The organism is Shewanella pneumatophori (assembly GCF_023283895.1).
In the GTDB taxonomy this organism is placed as follows: domain Bacteria; phylum Pseudomonadota; class Gammaproteobacteria; order Enterobacterales; family Shewanellaceae; genus Shewanella; species Shewanella pneumatophori.
In genome coordinates this window covers 65,616-82,270 of sequence record NZ_JAKILB010000015.1, presented here as the reverse complement: position 1 = coordinate 82,270, position 16,655 = coordinate 65,616, and the positions used below count along the sequence as shown (strand labels likewise).

Below are 16,655 nucleotides of genomic sequence, written 5' to 3'. Positions count from 1 at the left end.
GGCCAGATTTGGGCTCCAGCTATGTGTCATTTTCTGCACGCCCTGATTCTGGTCAACCCAATGTCGTATTTTAAGGATGTTATCCATGAATCAGTCTTTACTTGCCCCTTTTGGCAATCCAATTGAACGTGTTAACGCTGCACTAACTGCACTACGCCAAGGTAAAGGTGTGTTAGTGGTTGATGATGAAGATCGTGAAAACGAAGGCGATCTTATCTATGCCGCAGAAACCCTTACCAACCAACAAATGGCACTGCTTATCCGTGAATGTAGCGGTATTGTTTGCCTATGTCTTACCGATGAACGTATTGAGCAATTACAACTGCCGCCAATGGTAAGTGATAACAATAGCCAATATGGCACTGCCTTTACTGTGAGTATTGAAGCTAAACAAGGGGTGACAACTGGCGTTTCAGCAGCTGATCGTGTCACCACAATCAAAGCCGCAATTGCTGATAATGCTAAACCTGATGACTTAGCTCGCCCTGGCCATGTTTATCCGCTGCGCGCCCGCCCTGGTGGAGTATTAGAGCGTCGTGGCCACACTGAAGGCACGGTAGATTTAATGAAGCTTGCAGGTCTAAAGCCTTTCGGCGTGTTATGTGAGGTTACCATGCCGGATGGCACTATGGCTCGCTTACCTGAAATCATTGATTTTGGCCGCCAGCACGATATGCCTGTTTTAACGATTGAAGATATTGTCGCTTACCGTAATAGTCAGTAATCAACAATCTACACAGCAGCCATTATTCTTATGGCTGCTTTGTACTCGCCCCCTGCCTTTATACACCCCTTTCTTAACAACTGTCTAAACATCAACTTTCACAGCCAATCAAAACTATTTATTAGTCAAACACTTGGAATATAGTTTAAAATTCGTGACCTAGATTAGACTTTGGTGAACTAGGTGAGACACATCACCTACAACTTGGTTAACATCTAGCACTAGATTTATACTTTGCCCACACATAGTTACACAACAAAAACAATGTCCTGCGGAGGGCCGCCTACACATGCCGCTCGTATTAAGCCAATTGAGCTTAAGAAACAAACTGTTTTTATCTGTATTTATACCTATGGTTATTTTGGTATTACTGGCAGTTATGAGTGCCGCAGTATTGTTTAAGCAATATCAGAATGCGACTTCCAACGTGCTCACCACTCGGGTGACATTAGGTATTGAAAATCTGATTTATGAGTTGCAAAACGAACACGGTTTATCTGCAGGCTACATCAGCAGCAACGGTCGCTTGTTCAAAAGCGCATTACAACAGCAATGGCTCACCACCGACCAAAATATTCAAGGCTTGATATCCAGTCCATCACTACTTAAAACGATAAACAACACTAAAAGTAATCTTGAACTCTTCAACGCCTTACAAACCCAGCTGAGTCAAAGCAATACAGCACAAAAAAATTTAGTTATTGAAAGACAAAACATTCTTGAGTTAAACGCACCACACGCAAATGATTTTTACTCGGCTACCACCCAGCATTTAATTAATTTTGTGTCTAAATTGCGTTTTAATAGCGATAACTCAGATCAGGTCCTATTGCTTTCAGACCTAATAAACATGCTAAAAATTCAAAATTTGGCAGGGCAAGAACGCAGCTTTATCAATCAGCTATTAGCATCACCGACTCTAGATCATCTCGCTTTTCAGCAATATGTTGAAACCACTGAACAACTAGAAAATAGTATTAATAACTCCCTTATGGTTATGAGTCCAAATAGCCATAGCAACCTGACAGCATTCCTCAATAGCGAGCAGTATCTGTTAATCCTCAACTACCGTGAACAATTGCAGCGCCAATTTAGCCAGGTCATACAAATCCAAGCAATTGAAGATCTCATTGGTCATGACGGGATTAACGACAACTTTAACCATTATGTCGCGACACTAAATCCGAAGTTTCTGACACTATTTCGACAAAAGGATATTGCACTAAAACAAGCACTGCACAAACTTGCTAACGAACATGAGTTAACGCTAGAGCAGCAAACCATAGTCACCAAACTACAGCGGTTGGCCGAAGACTATCAAGTGTACGCTAATCAAATTGAAGAGTCGCAATCTGCGATCCCCGCTATCACACTCAAACTAATGGCCCAAGATGTAGATTTTCATAATAGTTTGCATCAACTGCAGCAACAACCTCCTGTCATTAATAGCTTAGATTGGTGGCAGGCCGCAGATGTAGGAATTAGCAAACTACATAAACTTAATACCCAACTAACAGAGAAAATAATTCGCCAAAATGAGATAGAAAAGCAGCAGATCTTGTCTTATTTCTATATAAGCTTTATCGCTAGCTTACTGTTTTTCTATTTGATTTACTTATTAGGTAAAAACATTACTCAAAATCTAATGAACTCAGTGACAGGGATTGTTGATGATGTTGAGAAACTTGCCCAAGACCCGGGGCTAGAGCTCGACCTAGCAGTAAAAGGCAATGATGAATTTGCGCAAATCTCCATTGCTATTAACCAAATGGTTTCAGAAAGAATGAAGTCAAAGCAAGCATTGCACCGAGCATCTGCGGTATTTGAACACTCATCTGAAGGCATTATGGTTACAGATGCAGATAACAACATCGAACTCGTTAACCCTGCCTTCACTAAAATCACTGGCTATAGCCTTAGCGATGTAAAAGGTAAAAATCCGCGCATATTAAACTCAGCTCATCATCCCTCTGAATTTTATCAAAAGCTATGGCAGTCGTTAGCTAAACATAACGAGTGGGAAGGCGAAATTTGGAACAAACGTAAAGATGGGCAGATTTACCCTGAGTACCTCAAAATTACTGCCGTAAAAAATTGTCAAAATGAGATTACTCAACATATTGGACTCTTCCTTGATACCAGTAATTACAAACAATATGAGCAAGATCTTTGGTACAAGAGCAACTATGACGCATTAACTAAACTGCCAAATAGGCATCTATTCTCATCGCGTCTGCAGCAAGCAATTGACAATGCAAAACAGAGTAATGCTCAGGTCGCAATTTTCTTTATCGACCTAGACAGATTCAAATATATTAACGAGCTACATGGTCACGCTTCTGGTAATAAAGTGCTCAAGCTGACCGCAGCTAGACTGGAAACGGTTTTAGGTCCAAACGATTCAATAGCACGTTTTGGTGGCGATGAATTTGTGGTGATAGCCCCCCAAGCTCACAATAGTGATGGTGCTGAATCTTTAGCGCAAAAGTTGAGTGAAGCCCTATCTCGACCATATATTTTAGAAGGTAAAGAAACCAATATCTCATCAAGTTTTGGTATCGCTTTTTATCCTGAAGATGGCCAAGATCTTGAAATGCTACTGCACAACTCTGAAACCGCCATGTATCAAGCTAAGCGCAATGGTCGTGCACATTACCAATACTACGCCCCAGAGATGAACGTAGAAATGTTAGCCCGCATGCACTTAGAGCAAAGATTGCGTAAAGCGGTAAAACAAGGGGAATTTCACCTAGAGTATCAACCTATTGTGGATATGCGCAGCGGGGTTATTACCAGCGTTGAAGCATTGATTCGTTGGCAAGATCCAGATTACGGCTTGATATCACCCGAATCCTTTATCCCTATCGCAGAGGAAACCGGCTTAATTGAACCTTTAGGTGAATGGATATTACATCAGGCTCTTGCAGATCTTGCCGATATACATGCCCAAGGCATTGCACTTTGCATGGCGATAAATGTGTCTGCGCGACAATGTATGAATTCCAAAGGGATCTGCTTCAGTGAAGTATTAAAACAAGCATTAGCCACCCATGGCATTGAAGCTAAAGATGTACATATAGAAATCACCGAAAGCTTACTTATCGAAGATAAACCGCTGCGATTAGAATGTTTAGATGCCATTAAACAGCTGGGAGTCGACATCTATCTCGATGACTTTGGTACAGGCTACTCAGCATTAAGCTATTTAACCCAATGCCCGATTTCAGTGATTAAAATCGATAAAAGCTTTATTGATAATATTGCCGATAACCCGTCAGACGTAAAGCTTATTCGTGCGATTCTAATGATGGCAAAAAATCTTGAACTACCTTTGGTTGCAGAGGGAGTTGAAACCCTTGAACAGTGGAACTTTTTACAAGCGCTAAACTGCGATTATGCTCAGGGCTATTTAATCTCTCGGCCAGTTGCAAAACAGCAGCTACTCGCCTTTTTACAACAGAGCAAGCCGTTGCAGTATCTTAGTAATCAGAGCGAGCTAAAAGCGGTTACACAGTGATACTCAATAAGCGTATCGAGTAAAAAACAAAAAAGAGCAGCCAAGGCTGCTCTTTGGTTAAGCGAGTTTAACGCTTAGACTGCTGCGCTAGTCATCACACTTGCTGACTCTTCAACAGCCATTTGAGCTAAGTCTTTATCAACAAAGAATAGTGCCTTGCCGTCTTCGCCAACTAAACGAATTTTATCAACGATAGACTTAAACAGTTTTTCTTCTTCATGCTGTTCAGACACATACCACTGCAAGAAGTTAAACGTAGAGTAATCTTGATTGGTAAACGCAGCATGGGCAAGTTCGTTGATCTTCTTAGTGATCAATTGCTCATGCTCGTAAGTGTATTCAAACAGAGCAAGTAAAGATGGGAAGTCAGCCTGTGGCGCTTCAATCGTACCAAGTAATGGCATACCACCGGTTTCACTCACATAAGTGAATAAGCGATGCATATGACCCATCTCTTCATCAGCGTGAGCACGCATAAATTTTGCAGCCCCTTCAAAACCTTTATCTTCGCACCACGCACTCATTTGCAAATAAAGATTTGAGGAGAAAAACTCCATATTGATCTGGTCATTTAACTGGTCAATCATCTTCTGGGCTAACATATCAATTCCTTAGGGCTTTCTGTTTATGGCACCTATTGTTATCAAGCTAGCTATTAATTGCAATAAAATTTACTTAAGTGATTGTTAATTAAATAATAATGGTTTTCATTTACATACTTTTCAGTTACCTTAACCTCGATTGTATTTAACAAAAAACTGAGTTAAATCAGAGTTAAGCCTTTAAATTGGGCTCAAAGTGATAACCACTGAACTTTCATCGTAAATACGAACTCTATTACAACTGTGTTTAAAAACTGCCGCGCAGATCATAGCCATCTGTATTCACCGTGGCATAATGCACTATATTCGTTTTTACTTAACGTTCCGATTTACGTCTCAAGGATAGATAGATGCAGACTCATGCAGATCCATGTTCTCAACCTAGCCTAATGCATCCCGATCAGGCTATCGTTAAATTATTAGAACAAGTTAAGCCAATCACAGACTCTGAAGTCGTGACGCTGCCTCAAGCACTAGGTCGTGTGCTCGCCGAAGATCTTGCTTCACACATCGATCTTCCACCATTTGATAACTCTGCAATGGACGGTTACGCCTTTCGTTTTGCAGATTTAGCCGCCGGCCAACCACTTAAGCTTATTGGTCAATCTTTCGCTGGTCACCCTTTTACTGGTGAATGTCTGCCAGGTGCTTGTATTCGCATTATGACTGGCGCGCCAGTTCCACACGGTTACGATACCGTACAAATGCAAGAAAAAGTCACCGCTGATGGCGAGCAAATTACCATTGAAGCGCCAAAAGAGATCGGTGCCAATGTACGTTGTCGCGGCGAAGAACTTAGCAGTGGCACCAAAGTACTGAGTGCGGGTACGTTAATCGGCGCAGCCGAAATGGGTGTATTGGCCACAATTGGTGCAAGCCAGTTACGCGTTAAACGCATCGTTAAAGTCGCTTTTTTCTCTACTGGTGATGAACTACGTCCAGTAGGCAGCGAGCTTGGCCCAGGCCAAATCTACGACTCTAATCGTTATAGTATTCAAGGCATGCTAAGCCGCGGCAATATCGAATGGATTGATTTAGGCGTTGTTGAAGACAACAAAGAAGCAATTCGCCAAGCATTTCAAACCGCTGCGGATTGTGCCGATATGGTTATCACTTCTGGCGGTGTATCAGTTGGCGATGCCGATTACACTAAACAAATCCTTGATGAAGAAGGCCAAATTACTTTCTGGAAGCTTGCCATCAAGCCCGGAAAACCTTTTGCTTTTGGCCATTTAGGCGATGCCGTTTTTTGTGGCCTACCTGGCAACCCAGTGTCATCAATGGTGACTTTCTATAAGTTAGTTTGGCCACTACTGACCAAAATGCAGGGCTTACCACAAAGCCAACCTGTGACTTTACAAGCCAGACTCAAAGGCGAGATCCGCAAGCAAGCGGGTCGTGTTGAGTATCAACGTGCTATTTTAAGCTATAACGCCAACGGTGAAGCTGAAGTAGCAATCACTGGTGGCCAAGGCTCTGGCATGTTGACCTCAATGACAATGGCTAACTGCTTTATTATTCTGGCGCAAGACTGTGATGGCCTAAGTGATGGCACACAAGTTACTGTCGAACCTTTTAACGGCGTGCTTAGCTAAGCAGCCATAGTGTAAACATATGAGATCTATTTGATGTCTACCGAACAGCATGCAACAGACGAGATCCTGTCTGACGCAGAAATATTGCGTTACAGCCGCCAAATCTCGATTAAGTCGATGGATTTTGAAGGCCAAGAAAAGCTTAAACTCGCCAAAATATTGATTATTGGGGCTGGCGGCTTAGGTTGCGCTGCAAGTCAGTATTTGGCTGTTGCAGGTGCCGGGTCAATGACCTTAGTGGATTTTGATACTGTTGAAATATCAAATCTACAGCGACAAGTACTGCACCAGGAAGCTAACGTCGGCCAAGCTAAGGTAGATTCAGCCAAGCAGAGTTTAACAGCGCTTAATCCTCATATTCATATTGAGACCATTAACGCGGTTTTAGACGATCATGAAATCGACGCCTTAGTTGAGCAGCACAGCATCATTATGGATTGCACCGATAACGTTGCAGTGCGTGAGCAGCTAAATCAAAGCTGTTTTAAGCACAAAAAACCGTTGATTTCAGCAGCTGCTATTCGCATGGAAGGCATGGTTACCGTATTTGACTACCAAGCTGATTCGCCTTGTTACCACTGCTTCAGCAAGTTATTTGGCGAGCAGCAATTAAGCTGTGTTGAGTCAGGTATTTTAGCGCCAGTAGTCGGTATGATTGGCTGCCTACAAGCAGTAGAAGCGATTAAAGTGATTGCGCAAATGGGCAAAAGCTTAGCGGGTCGTATTTTGATGATTGATGCCATGACTATGGAATTTCGTGAAATGAAGCTACCTAAAATGCCACAATGCAAAGTCTGCGGTTAGGCAATTAGCCTCAATTTAAGCCACTTGCTCCACAAATATTGAGTACTACGGCAAACACAGCCTATGGCGGTGTTTGCTGTTTTGTTTCTTCCCTTGCACTTTTTAGCTTATCTTCTTGTCCCCAATAGCGAGCAAACTCTTCGAGCGTCATTCCAGATTTATTCGTCAGCTTAGCTGAGCACTCTTGCTGGTATAGCTGTTTTACAATGGCAAACTCCGCTTTAATCAGCGCGCCCATAATTGCAATATTGCCACGCTTATCTTGTAGGCATGCATTAGCCCCATGCTGAAGCAGGATTTTGGTAGCTTGTAGTTGTCCGTGATAAGCCGCTACCATCAACGCGGTATAGCTTTGACTATTACGCTGATCAACCGGAAAGCCTGAGTCGATAAACTGATTTAATACTTCAACATTACCTGTTCGCGCAGCTGCAAAGAAATAGTCCATTAACAAATGCCCATAGCTCACCTTATCTTTATCTGTTTGCTCTTGCTTATTATCTGATTGTGCAAGCTCATCAGTAACGTAGGCATAAGCCTGTGCATCATGATTAGTGAACACTGCCACAGCAAAAATCAGCCAGAAGCCAATTAAATTTTGTTTTAATGAAAAGTAACCCAGCATAACGTTGACCTCCATCGCTTATATCAACGTCCAATAACTAACCCATGCAATCGATGCTTGCTGACTACATTAGTATTTATTGATATTTTGGTTGCCCGCAAGACGCACTCTGAGCTGGGCAGAAAAGAGCTACACGCGCCTCACGGGACTTACTTAAAAAATCGGTACCGCCCAGTAAATATTAAGCAAAAAGTTGCTAACTATTGGCGCGCCTTTTTACCTCACTTAAATCGCCAGCTACAGCTTGGGTCAAACGCTCACCAAAATCCTTATCGGCTAAATAGAAATAACTCAGCATTTGATGTTTTACATTAGTGTCTCGTACCTTGCCTAAATCTGCTGATAAGTTAGTAATCAAGTCACGCTTGTCTTGTTTACTCAAACTACGGTACAACTTACCTGCTTGAGTAAAGTTATCCTGCTTAGTGATAACTGCTTGCTGCACATGACCCGATAACGGAGTCTGCACCGCGCGATAACGAGTATCTTCAGCTAAAGTGAGTTGCGAGCTAGGTTGATAGTTAACATCCGAGTTGGTATGGCCATAGTTCGCCGCCCCTTCTTGGTTATGATTAACTACGGCCACTTTAGGCAGATTAATGGGTAACTGAGATAAATTGGCCCCTAAGCGATACAGCTGAGTATCGGCATAAGAAAAAATGCGCCCCTGTAACAACTTATCCTCTGATGGCTCAATACCTGGAATTAAGTTAGAAGGTGCAAAAGCGGCCTGCTCAGTTTCTTGAAAGAAATTGCTCGGAACACGATTTAACGTCATGGTCCCCACTTTGGTTTCTGGCACATCAAGCCACATTTTTGTTGCATCTAGCGGGTTATAATCAAATTTATCCAAGTCCTCTGGGCGCAACACTTTTACCATCAGATCCCATTTGGGAAAATTGCCGTTATTTATCTCGCTATAAAGATCATCGGTAAGGTGGTTAAAGTTCTGTCCTTGTACTTTTATCACTTCGTCAGGTCGTAATCCCTCAACCCCTTGCTGACTCTTCCAGTGAAACTTAACGTATTTAACCTGATGCTCATCGTTAATGAACTTATATGCATGCACGCCCCAACCATCCATTTTTCTGTAGCTGGCTGGCGTGCCTAGATTGGTATAAACCCAAGTCAACATATTGGTTGCTGTTGCTTCATGACTAAAGAAATCAAAAAAGCGATTCGGATCTTGAAGATTTGTAATTGGAGATGGTTTAAGGGAATGCACCATGTCAGGGAACTTGATCGCATCTCGAATAAAGAACACAGGTAAATTATTACCAACGAGATCCCAATTCCCCTGCTCGGAATAAAAACGTGTAGCAAAGCCACGAGGGTCGCGTAGCGTTTCCGGTGACCCTTTTGAGTGAATAACAGTTGAGAACCGCACAAATACCGGAGTAACTTTTCCGGCTTTAGCAAAAGGAGCCGCTTGAGTTAATTGACTCCAGTCACCGCTAGCAATGAACTCTCCATGAACACCTGTGCCTCTAGCGTGAACAACACGCTCGGGGATCCGCTCTCGAGCAAATCTTTGTAGCTTTTGTATTAACTGTACATCTTGCAGCAATACACTGCCGTTGCTACCCGCTGTAATTGAATTTTGATTATCTCCAACAGGCGCACCGTTATCACGAGTTAGGGTTTCGGCCTGAGCATTGGCCATAATCAATGACAAAGATAATGCGAAACTTGCCTTTTTTACTATTTCCATGAGTATTCCATTAATTAACAAAGTGCGCTCTTTCTGCCTAAAAACAGTGTGAGTGAAATTGCTAATTAAAAGAAGCGACCTTTATCGATTGGATATATCGCAAAAACCTATCGATTCGATATAAATCATCAGTAACAAGCAAAAGTTCAGACAAATCATCCAACAAACTCATCAGTAAATCGATGACGAAGAAACCGATAAACTGCAAATTTTCATATCTCAGGCTAACCGACGCTATTAGTTACTTGTGATCAAGTTAAAGCTTCCGTAGATTAATCTCGAGATGGATAACCCTTTTTAAACTGAATAACGTTATTAACGCTATAAGCCTTAATAAATACAGTTAAAGACAGCAATGGAGTCGCCAATGAGCCAGATGAATTGTTTAATACAACATAAGATCACCGCATTAATAGCGGGAGCCTTGCTCCTGTCAGCTTGTAATCCAGCAGCAGACAAAACCCCACCAGCAACTCAACTGGCAAATCCAGCCTCAACCTATTGCGTATCATTGGGCGGTAAAGTCGAAATTGAAAAGCAGACTGACGGTGAAGTTGGCTATTGCGTATTGCCAAACGGTGAGCGTATTGAAGAGTGGAGTTTATACCGTAAAGATCATCCGCAAAAACCTGCCAACAAAAATACCGATGAACTAATTAAGCCACAAGTTGGTAAACCTAACCCTGCAACTGAAAACTGCATTGCACAGGGGGGAAAAGTCGATTTAGCCACAGCAATTTGCACGCTAACCACAGGTGAACAAATAGACCAATGGGCGCTATATCGTCGCGATAATAAGGTTACTGACTAACACAAAACATGACTACAGAGCTGCAATTAATCTGGCGCTGTAGTCATTTACTTTCGCAGATCTGCCACTAATAAAAGTACCAACTTTCTACTTTGCCTTAAGCTAAATATACTTACTTTAAATGCACTAACTCTCTGAACTGGCTGTAGCCATCAACAAACCTCTTTCGACCCAAATAGCAATGTCCACCCCCCTTACCACGAGCTGAATGGGGAGGTCGCCATTATCAATATTGGGCAATTTACCGTATCTAGCCGAGTCATATTGCACTTCGTATAAAGTGACTAACCGATTGTTATCATTAAATCTAATTTGCGCAGCAGTCAGCCCTTGTATCGAGCAATAACGCCCACCGAGCATCTGACTCGTCGAATTTATTTGCCGTGAATTCACCAGAGTAAAGTCGAGCTCAGTAAAGTAATTTCTCAGTGATGATAGTTGCGCCGCTTGGATCTCCAAGGGTTTCATTTTGATATGATTTGTCGCCACTTCCTCTGCTATTTTGCGGGCCATATTACTCGTTACGCCATCACCATTTATTTGAGACTCTGCATTCACAAAGCTCTGCTGCCAATCAAGCTCCAAGGAGGTGTTAAGTACAATGGCTAATAATGCACATCCAGTTACAGCCAACATAACAGCAACTAACGACTTAACTCTTTTGCCATGACCAACAAGTGCAGTTTTAGCTGTTGCCGTTGAAGTTAGTTCCGAAGCAAGCGCCCTATCTGCATTTGGATTTATCTCATCCAGATCTGCTTTAGCCATTGCCTGCTCTTTACTAAGAGCCTCTAATACTGGCTGTTTGTTTTCAAAAAGCGCGCTAATTTTAGCAAAGCCTTCACTGGTTAAGTTTTGGCTTTCGATATGCTGTTTTACTAGGGATTTAAAACCCGACGTACGATTGCTCACGGTCATTATCCCCTTATTTGTTGCTTAGCATGAGCTGATACCATTAACTGTGCTGCCTTAACTTTTACCCTGTGTAAGCGTGACAAAATAGTGCCTCTTGGCTGCTCTAAATCAATAGCAATTTCAGCTGCGCTATAACCTTCTATTGCCCACAGATAGAGCACTTCTCTTTCTGCTGCATTAAGTTGCTCGAACAGGTATTCAAGCAGATTGTGTTGGATCTCTATATCCTCTAAACAAGACTCGCCTAACAGTGCCGGGGCATTTTCTTCTAAAGGTTCAAAATCGACTAAATTATTGCGCCGACAGTTATCAATAAATTGATTACGAATAATTTTACGTATGTATGCGCCAATATATTCTGGTGTAGCGGAGCTTGTTAACCATCGCTCAATTGCGGATTGCAATAGGTCTTCAGCTTGAGAGGTATTAGCGGTCAAACAGTAGCAATATCGATACAAACTTTGCAGTAATACCTTATCCATCTTCAGTCACATCATCTAACTGCTGCAAGCTAAAACCACACAGCCATTGTCGCTCGATTAACTCGGTAAGCAGATTAAGATCGATCTCTGATGCTGTTAACTCTGCCAAAGTTTGCTGCGAAGCAATGGCTTGCAATAATTGCATTTGATTAGGCTCAACACTGCAAACCTTACTCTGATATTGCTGCCGATATATAACTAAATGCCGGTGTTTATCTCGCAGCTTTTCATTTGAAAGCTGCTCCGCGGGACCTTGTTCGTCTTTTGCTTGGTTTGAGTTTGATGAAGTTGAATCTTGCTCGACCTGAGCATGGCTAGCTCTATGAGACTGATACTTTTGCCAAATTTTCTCGACAGGAAACCCACAATTCAACAAGCTAACTGCGGGAGATAAAAGCAATATTGCTTGCTGCTGCGCTGCATCAGCTAAGCTTGCTAATTGAGCAAGCTCATTGTGATTTAACATAAAGCTATCGCTATCCATAGCGTAATAACTTTGGTTTATTTGCCACTCCAATTGCGCTAACTCCCCCAGATAAGCTAAATCTTTAAAGGCACTATAATTGGTTATTTCTTGCGTTAACCAACCTGGGAAGTTTTGCCCATAGCTATTGAGGTTTAGATCTCGCAGTGGATATTGCAATGTATAGCGCTTAGCTAATTGGCTAAAGCAAAGCTCACCTACGACTATGTGACAAACAGGAAAGGTTTGTTGCAGTGCATTTAGCTGAGCTTGAAAGGCATTGTTTTGGTAAATATGAAATCTCTGTTTTTGCTCATTAGTAACCAAATCGAGCAATGACGCGTCACTTTGTTGTGGCGCTAATGCGTTCACAAATGCCGATTGCCACTGCGCTAAGCGCATTGCTCTGCACCTTGCTGACTATCTTGTCCATTAGCCTGTAAAATACCTGCAGCTAATTGGCGCTCTTGTAAAAGCCTAGGCAAGCTTGGTAAGTCACTATCCCATTCAATCATGCTAGGGAGCGCACCGTGTTTCTCAATAAAGGTGCGAAATGCCAACCACACTTGAGGAGCAACCGGATGATTGTGGGCATCGAGTAAGTGCTCACCCTTATCATCAAAGCCAGCTAAATGGATCTGTTTAACCCTCTCTACCAGTATTGCATCAATAAATGCCTGCATCGACTGACCTAAATTCACACTTGTGACAAAAGCATTATTAATATCTAGCAATAAGTAACAATCAGCCTCTTTGGCAATCGCGGCAATAAACTCTCCCTCACTCAACTCATTATGGCGGCAGCTCATGTATGTCGAGACATTCTCCAGCAAGATCCGCTCACCTAAAAAGTCTTGAGTTTGCTTAATTCTCTGGCTGATATGCATCACCGCCTCTTGGGTATAAGGCAAGGGCAAAAGGTCTGCAACTTTAAAGTCGGCATCACCTGAAAAGCTAGCGTGCTCTGAATACCAATGAGCGCCAGTTTGCTGTTTAAGGGTTTTAATTTGAGTTAAATAGTCAAAATCGAGGGCGTTGGGGCCACCAAGTGATAAACCAACAGAATGCAGCACCACAGGGAAGCGCTCACTAACAGCTTGAAGCAGATACTTATTGAGTCCACCGGCAGCCATCCAATTGTCGGCCAAGAGCTCAAGCCAAGGGATAACTATAGTTTCGTCAGCGAGGAGCTGCTGAGTATGGGGAGTGCGCAGACCTATGCCCGCGCCAGATATGACAGATTGCGGCATTAGCCTTTGGCCGGTTTAACCGCTTTAACTTCACCACCAGTAATTTTGTCACAAGTGCCTGCAGGCACATACACCCATTCAGTTGGCATATTGTCTTCTTTGGCTTGCCCTGCACAGCCATGACTACCGTCTAATGCGCCGCAATCATTGGCACCAGCTTTGGCTATACCGGCACATTTCTCCCACTCTTTTGGCTGTTCAGGTACAGCTTGAGCAGCCATGGAAATACTTGCAGCAAGGATACCCGCTACTGTGGCACTAACTGCCGTTTTAGTTGATTTCATGTTGTTAATCCCTTTTGATGGATAAGATGTTCAATAGCTGTAACGAGTGGACGTGGCTATTGATTGCATCTCTGTCAAAAGTAATTTTAGTCCAACATAGAATTATCGGGGGCAAGTACCACTTTCACAGCGCTGTTTACCTGTGAGTAAATATGAAATTCGGTATCGATGTTTAGCAAAAAATCGGTAGCCTAGGTCTGCGGCAGGCTTTACAAGCGGACAGCGCAGCAAAGCTACCCAACGCGCTTTGCCTACTGCCGCCCATGCTTCATAAGTCACATCTAGCCCTTTGATTAACGTGCCATCAGCCAGCTCACCATGCAAAATTTTGTTAGCATAGGCAAAATCAATATAAGGGAACTTTTGCTCAAAGCCCTCTTGATTCAAATCTTGAAGCTCTACATTGTCATCAACATCAAGCGCTTTAATTTGCTGCATTTCAGCAGCGCACAGTGGACACAATGAATCATAGAATATTCGCAATTTCATCTTAATCCTCCAGTTGCTAGGTGCAACAACATCATTAAGTGGGTTAACAAGGCGACAAAGGTTAGGCGAACACGCATTTGCCTGTAACTGGTGTTATTCGGCAAATTCTGACAACTCTTTTCAACGCTAAGCAAACTGAAGTAGCCAAATGCGAGTGCGATCAAACCAACAGCTGGCATAGAAATAAGTAACGAAACCCAAGCGAGTATGGCGTATAAATTACTCAGGATAAGCAGGTTGGCCACATTATCGATAGAATAGAGAGACAGCACCCTGCCCCACAATGTGCCAGCAAGAAAGCTCAAAATGATTGCGCTGTAACTAATGAATGCATGAATAGGCTCTAGCCACGGTAACGCCCAACCCGTCCACACCATCAGTGTGGAGATGATAAATGGCAGTAGCCCTGCGTACCCAAGCCAAGTCCATATTTGTTGCGTACTTTTCATTGCCGTCCACTCTGTAAAAACTGTGATTTTATTTACGGCAATTACAGCAGTTTGGATCTATAAAACTGGTAATAATATTCACTCAGATGATCTAAATTACTGAATATCGCGTACTCTGGCCTATAGTTAAAAGAAAAGGACTGCCTATGCCAACGAGTAACGCGATAATAAAAATTACCAATTTACGCCTACGTACTTACATTGGATTTAACCAAGAAGAACGTGAAAAAATGCAAGACGTGGTGATAAATATTGAGATCCATTACCCGGCGCAACATGCAATCAACGAAGACAACGTTGAAGAAGCGCTTAACTATAAGAAGGTCACCAAAGCGGTGATCAAACATGTTGAAGCAGGACGCTTCCTGTTACTAGAAAAATTAGTGTCAGACGTACTCGATATTAGTCGCGACCATTGTTGGGTGCAGTTTGCTCGAGTCACGGTTGACAAGCCTCATGCACTGCGATTTGCAGATTCAGTATCGCTAACGCTGGAATATCAGCGTGACTAGCATTACGCAACTTACTAAAGCGATTTACCGCCTCGTTAGGAGTTGATTATGGAATTATCACCCGCAGAACAAGTTAAGAACGCTCTCATTGCTCAAGGGCTGGAAACGCCACTTGTGGATTCGGATATGAGCGCCGAACAAAAATATACTCGTATTAAGGGCCTAATGACTGAAGTGGTGTCAACACTGGGACTCGATCTCAGCGATGACAGCTTGTGCGAAACACCGCACCGCATAGCAAAAATGTACGTTAACGAGATTTTTGCCGGCCTAGATTACGCAAACTTTCCTAAAATCACCCAAATTGACAACAAAATGGGCGTGGATGAAATGGTAAAGATTAGCGATATTAGTGTAGTCAGCACTTGTGAGCACCACTTCATTACCATCGATGGCCTAGCAAAAGTGGCTTATATTCCTAAGCAAACCATTATTGGCCTATCGAAAATCAATCGCCTAGTGCGCTTTTTTGCCCAACGCCCTCAAGTACAAGAGCGCTTAACCAAGCAGGTATTGGTTGCACTACAAACTCTACTCGGTACCGAAGACGTAGCAGTGAGCATAGATGCGACCCATTATTGCGTTAAATCGCGCGGTGTTATGGATACTCAATCGCAAACTCAAACTACGGCTTTGGGTGGTGCATTTAAAGCCAACTCTGCGACTCGAATAGAGTTTCTTCGATAACAATTAGTACCTAATAGGATGGCAATGAGTAAAACGATTCTTATCACCGGAGTAGGCAAGCGGGTGGGCTTTTACCTCGCGCAGCACTTGAGCAAATCAGGCTATCAAGTCATAGGGACTTATCGCACTCCTAGACCTGAGCTGCAACAACTAGAAGCCCTTGAAGTACAGTTGTTGCAATGCGACTTTTACGATATTCAACAAACCGAGCAACTTATCGCAAAGATCAAAGCAAACAACTCAAGTTTAAGAGGCATTATTCACAACGCCTCTGATTGGCTACCAGACAGCGATAGCGCTTGTTCTATTTCGACTATAGAAAAAATGATACGGATCCATGCCAGCACTCCGTACGCGCTCAACCTTGCGCTAGCGCCACTGTTACAAAACAATCCACTGCAGTTTAGCGATATCATCCATATTACCGATTATGTCGTCGACAAAGGTAGTAAAAAGCATGCCGCCTACGCCGCGAGCAAAGCTGCACTGCAAAATCTCACGCTTTCGTTTGCAGCTAAATACGCCCCCAAAATTAAGGTCAATAGCATAGCTCCAGCAATGTTGATGTTTAACCCTGATGACGATGACAACTACAAAACAAAGGCGTTGAATAAAGCGCTTATCAAGCAAGAGGGCGGAGAAGCAGAAGCATTGCGAGCGGTAAATTACTTACTCGACAGTGGTTACACCACTGGGCAAACTTTAAAAATTGATGGCGGTAGGCATTTAGTCTAA

General features: G+C 42.8%; 18 protein-coding genes. 8 read left to right on the top strand and 10 right to left on the bottom strand.

The window, feature by feature from the left end:
* Positions 1-85 precede the first annotated feature (85 nt).
* Both ribB and L2740_RS18470 read left to right on the top strand, forming a co-directional pair.
* A complete protein-coding gene (ribB, locus tag L2740_RS18475) occupies positions 86-724 on the top strand; it encodes a 3,4-dihydroxy-2-butanone-4-phosphate synthase (RefSeq protein ID WP_248951526.1) in 639 nt (212 codons plus the stop codon).
* A 289-nt stretch (positions 725-1,013) separates the two neighbouring features.
* Positions 1,014-4,241 (top strand): EAL domain-containing protein, encoded by a 3,228-nt coding sequence (locus L2740_RS18470; RefSeq protein WP_248951525.1) that lies wholly within the window; start codon positions 1,014-1,016, stop codon positions 4,239-4,241.
* A 74-nt stretch (positions 4,242-4,315) separates the two neighbouring features.
* Here L2740_RS18470 and ftnA read toward each other — a convergent pair whose 3' ends face one another.
* The gene (ftnA, locus tag L2740_RS18465) at positions 4,316-4,843 is read right to left on the bottom strand and encodes a non-heme ferritin (RefSeq protein WP_248471644.1); all 528 of its coding nucleotides are present in this window, start codon (positions 4,841-4,843) and stop codon (positions 4,316-4,318) included.
* Positions 4,844-5,193: 350 nt separating this feature from the next.
* On the opposite strand from ftnA, the gene moeA reads away from it, so the two are divergent.
* Both moeA and moeB read left to right on the top strand, forming a co-directional pair.
* On the top strand, positions 5,194-6,438 hold the full coding sequence (gene moeA / locus L2740_RS18460; RefSeq protein WP_248951524.1) for a molybdopterin molybdotransferase MoeA: 1,245 nt from the start codon (positions 5,194-5,196) through the stop codon (positions 6,436-6,438).
* Between the two features lie 33 nt (positions 6,439-6,471).
* On the top strand, positions 6,472-7,242 hold the full coding sequence (gene moeB, locus L2740_RS18455) for a molybdopterin-synthase adenylyltransferase MoeB (RefSeq protein WP_248951523.1): 771 nt from the start codon (positions 6,472-6,474) through the stop codon (positions 7,240-7,242).
* A gap of 61 nt (positions 7,243-7,303) precedes the next feature.
* Here the strand turns inward: moeB and L2740_RS18450 are convergent, their stop codons facing one another.
* Together L2740_RS18450 and katE1 are read right to left on the bottom strand one after the other, a co-directional pair.
* A complete protein-coding gene (locus L2740_RS18450) occupies positions 7,304-7,867 on the bottom strand; it encodes an ankyrin repeat domain-containing protein (RefSeq protein WP_248951522.1) in 564 nt (187 codons plus the stop codon).
* A 196-nt stretch (positions 7,868-8,063) separates the two neighbouring features.
* On the bottom strand, positions 8,064-9,530 hold the full coding sequence (gene katE1, locus L2740_RS18445; RefSeq protein WP_248951559.1) for a catalase KatE1: 1,467 nt from the start codon (positions 9,528-9,530) through the stop codon (positions 8,064-8,066).
* Positions 9,531-9,945: 415 nt separating this feature from the next.
* Here katE1 and L2740_RS18440 point away from each other — a divergent pair, with 415 nt between their 5' ends.
* Positions 9,946-10,389, top strand: coding sequence for a putative hemolysin (locus L2740_RS18440; protein ID WP_248951521.1), 444 nt, complete (start codon positions 9,946-9,948; stop codon positions 10,387-10,389).
* A 126-nt stretch (positions 10,390-10,515) separates the two neighbouring features.
* Here the strand turns inward: L2740_RS18440 and L2740_RS18435 are convergent, their stop codons facing one another.
* The 7 genes from L2740_RS18435 to L2740_RS18405 form a co-directional block, all read right to left on the bottom strand.
* Entirely contained in the window at positions 10,516-11,301 is a 786-nt protein-coding gene (locus tag L2740_RS18435) for a hypothetical protein (RefSeq protein ID WP_248951520.1), read from the bottom strand.
* A 5-nt stretch (positions 11,302-11,306) separates the two neighbouring features.
* Complete coding sequence (locus L2740_RS18430; protein WP_248951519.1) at positions 11,307-11,786, bottom strand: RNA polymerase sigma factor; 480 nt, start codon at positions 11,784-11,786, stop codon at positions 11,307-11,309.
* A complete protein-coding gene (locus L2740_RS18425; RefSeq protein WP_248951518.1) occupies positions 11,779-12,651 on the bottom strand; it encodes an HvfC/BufC N-terminal domain-containing protein in 873 nt (290 codons plus the stop codon). Before L2740_RS18425 ends, L2740_RS18430 begins: the two co-directional genes overlap by 8 nt.
* Positions 12,642-13,499 (bottom strand): MbnB/TglH/ChrH family RiPP precursor modification enzyme, encoded by an 858-nt coding sequence (locus L2740_RS18420; RefSeq protein WP_248951517.1) that lies wholly within the window; start codon positions 13,497-13,499, stop codon positions 12,642-12,644. Before L2740_RS18420 ends, L2740_RS18425 begins: the two co-directional genes overlap by 10 nt.
* Positions 13,499-13,783 carry a BufA1 family periplasmic bufferin-type metallophore gene (locus L2740_RS18415; RefSeq protein ID WP_248951516.1) on the bottom strand — a complete coding sequence of 95 codons (285 nt, stop codon included), beginning with the start codon at positions 13,781-13,783 and terminating at the stop codon, positions 13,499-13,501. The genes L2740_RS18420 and L2740_RS18415 overlap by 1 nt, the downstream gene beginning before the upstream one ends.
* A gap of 102 nt (positions 13,784-13,885) precedes the next feature.
* Positions 13,886-14,272 (bottom strand): thiol-disulfide oxidoreductase DCC family protein, encoded by a 387-nt coding sequence (locus L2740_RS18410; protein ID WP_248951515.1) that lies wholly within the window; start codon positions 14,270-14,272, stop codon positions 13,886-13,888.
* Entirely contained in the window at positions 14,269-14,721 is a 453-nt protein-coding gene (locus tag L2740_RS18405; RefSeq protein ID WP_248951514.1) for a DUF3429 domain-containing protein, read from the bottom strand. The genes L2740_RS18410 and L2740_RS18405 overlap by 4 nt, the downstream gene beginning before the upstream one ends.
* Positions 14,722-14,867: 146 nt before the next feature.
* Between L2740_RS18405 and folX the strand changes: the two genes are divergently transcribed.
* The 3 genes from folX to folM are packed head-to-tail and all read left to right on the top strand — an operon-like array spanning position 14,868 to position 16,655.
* Entirely contained in the window at positions 14,868-15,233 is a 366-nt protein-coding gene (gene folX, locus L2740_RS18400) for a dihydroneopterin triphosphate 2'-epimerase (RefSeq protein WP_248951513.1), read from the top strand.
* A gap of 48 nt (positions 15,234-15,281) precedes the next feature.
* On the top strand, positions 15,282-15,920 hold the full coding sequence (folE, locus tag L2740_RS18395) for a GTP cyclohydrolase I FolE (protein WP_248951512.1): 639 nt from the start codon (positions 15,282-15,284) through the stop codon (positions 15,918-15,920).
* Positions 15,921-15,944: 24 nt separating this feature from the next.
* Positions 15,945-16,655 (top strand): dihydromonapterin reductase, encoded by a 711-nt coding sequence (gene folM / locus L2740_RS18390; RefSeq protein ID WP_248951511.1) that lies wholly within the window; start codon positions 15,945-15,947, stop codon positions 16,653-16,655.